This window comes from uncultured Tateyamaria sp. (assembly GCF_947503705.1).
Classification (GTDB): domain Bacteria; phylum Pseudomonadota; class Alphaproteobacteria; order Rhodobacterales; family Rhodobacteraceae; genus Tateyamaria.
In genome coordinates this window covers 1-2,094 of the sequence record NZ_CANNES010000023.1, presented here as the reverse complement: position 1 = coordinate 2,094, position 2,094 = coordinate 1, and the positions used below count along the sequence as shown (strand labels likewise).

The 2,094-nt window shown below is 63.6% G+C and carries 2 protein-coding genes; both read right to left on the bottom strand.

Annotation, left to right across the window (positions count from 1 at the left end):
- Window positions 1–1,400, bottom strand: a 1,400-nt coding sequence (locus tag Q1A44_RS21810) for a TRAP transporter large permease (protein ID WP_299629537.1), incomplete at its 3' end; no start/stop codon positions are given.
- A gap of 4 nt (window positions 1,401–1,404) precedes the next feature.
- Window positions 1,405–2,031, bottom strand: coding sequence for a TRAP transporter small permease subunit (locus Q1A44_RS21805; protein ID WP_299629535.1), 627 nt, complete (start codon window positions 2,029–2,031; stop codon window positions 1,405–1,407).
- Window positions 2,032–2,094: the final 63 nt, after the last annotated feature.

Below are 2,094 nucleotides of genomic sequence, written 5' to 3'. Positions count from 1 at the left end.
TATCCTGCGAGTGATGGGAGCCACAGGACGATTGCGGGGAAGGCGACCAGGAGGGCGATGGTGACGCCGTCGGCGATGAAGAAGGGCGTCACGCCCTTGAACACGTCCTGCACGCTCAGATCGTCGCGGACCCCCGCCACCACAAAGCAGTTCAGCCCGATGGGCGGCGTGATCAGGCAGAACTCGGCCATTTTCACCACCAGGATCCCGAACCAGATCGCGCACATCGGCCCCGACATCCCGAACGTGCTGTCGGCGGCACTCACATATTCCCCCCCGTTCAGCGCCATGACCGCCGGATAGACCACCGGCAGCGTGAGCAGCAGCATGCCGATCGCATCCATGAACATGCCCAGGACCGCATAGGCCAGCAGGATGCAGATCAGGATGATCATCGGCTCGACCGTGAGCGACGTGATCCAGTCGCTGAAGGCGCCCGGCAGGTCGGCAAAGCCCAAAAACCGCACGTAGATCAGCACCCCCCAGATGATGGTAAAGATCATCACCGTCAGCTTGGCCGTCTCGATCAGCGCGTCCTTGAGCTCCTTGAGGCGCATGCCCCGGTAGAGCGCCATCAGGAACACGATGAACGCCCCCACGGCCCCGCCCTCGGTGGGCGTGCCCCAGGCGTCGCCAAAGGGGTTGTAGACAAAGAAGATGATGATCACGACCACCGCCACGATGGGCAGCGCGGGCGGCAGCGAGACCAGGCGTTCCTTCCAGGTAAAGCCCGTCACGGGCGGGCCCACATTCTTCCACACCAGCGCGATCACGATGATCATGGTGGCATAGACCAGGGCCGAGAAGGCCCCGGGGATGAAGCCCGCCAACAGCAGTTTGCCCACGTCCTGCTCCACGATGATGGCATAGATCACCAGGATGGCCGAGGGCGGGATCAACGAGGCCAGCGTGCCGCCTGCCGCCACGACGCCCGCCGCGAACTGCTTGTTATAGCCGATCTTGAGCATCTCGGGGATGGCGATGCGGGCAAAGACGGCGGCCGTGGCCACCGAGGCGCCCGACACGGCGGCGAACCCTGCGGTGGCAAAGACGGTCGAGACCGCAAGCCCCCCCGGCACCCAGGCAATCCAGCGCTTGGCCGCCTCAAAGAGCGCTGTCGTCAGCTTGGCATAATAAGCCAGATAGCCGATCAGGATGAAGGTGGGGATCAGGGACAGCGCCTGGCTCGACACTTTGGAATGGGGCACCTGGCCTGCCACCTTGACGCTGATCTCCAGCGCCTTGCCAAAGCGGTCGGGATCATAGTTGAACCCGTTCCAGCGCAGCCACACCAGGCCCACAAAGCCCGCAAGCCCCGCGGCAAAGGCCACGCGCATCCCCATAAAGACCAGCACCAGCATGCCGCCCGTGACCCACAGGCCAATTGTAATCGGGTCCATGGTTTCAGTCCCTTTCGAGGGTTTTGGCTTCGGCCAGCGCTTGCTCGGCCACCGTCATGATCAGGGGCACCGCCACCGGGTTTTCCAGGTTCAGCCAGAAGGCCCGCGCATAGCCCACCGCCTGCAGGACCAGCCGCGCGCACAGCACCGCAAAGGCCACCGGCACAATCAGCTTGCTGGGCCAGATGGGCAGCGAGATGTCGATGGAACTGTCGCGGCTGCAAAAGGGGCGCGCACAATCAAACGAGCGGTCAAAATGCGCCCATGACCCCCAGACCAGGGCAATCATCAACACGAGGATCAGCAAGACCGACACCAGTTCAAAGAACCACAGCCAGCGCCCTTTCATGGCGCCGATGATGATGTCCATGCGGATGTGGTTGCCGTTGCGCTGCACATAGGACACCCCCATGATCGCAATCAGCGGCATCAGCATCTCGATCAGATCCACATAGCCCAGCAAGGGCTTTTCGAAGAACTCGCGGCCCGTGACCGAGTAGGCCGCCAAAAACATCAGGGAAAAGGCCGCCAGCCCGCTCAGCAACGCCATCACCTTCTCGATGGGCTCAAGCCCCCGGTCCAGCCGGCTGAGAAGGCTGCTGTCTGTCAGTACCGTGGATGCCCCGGCCATGTCTCACGTCCCCCCCGTTTGCGCCACGTTGCGGGCGCGGCCGGGCGGGGTTCACCCCGCCCG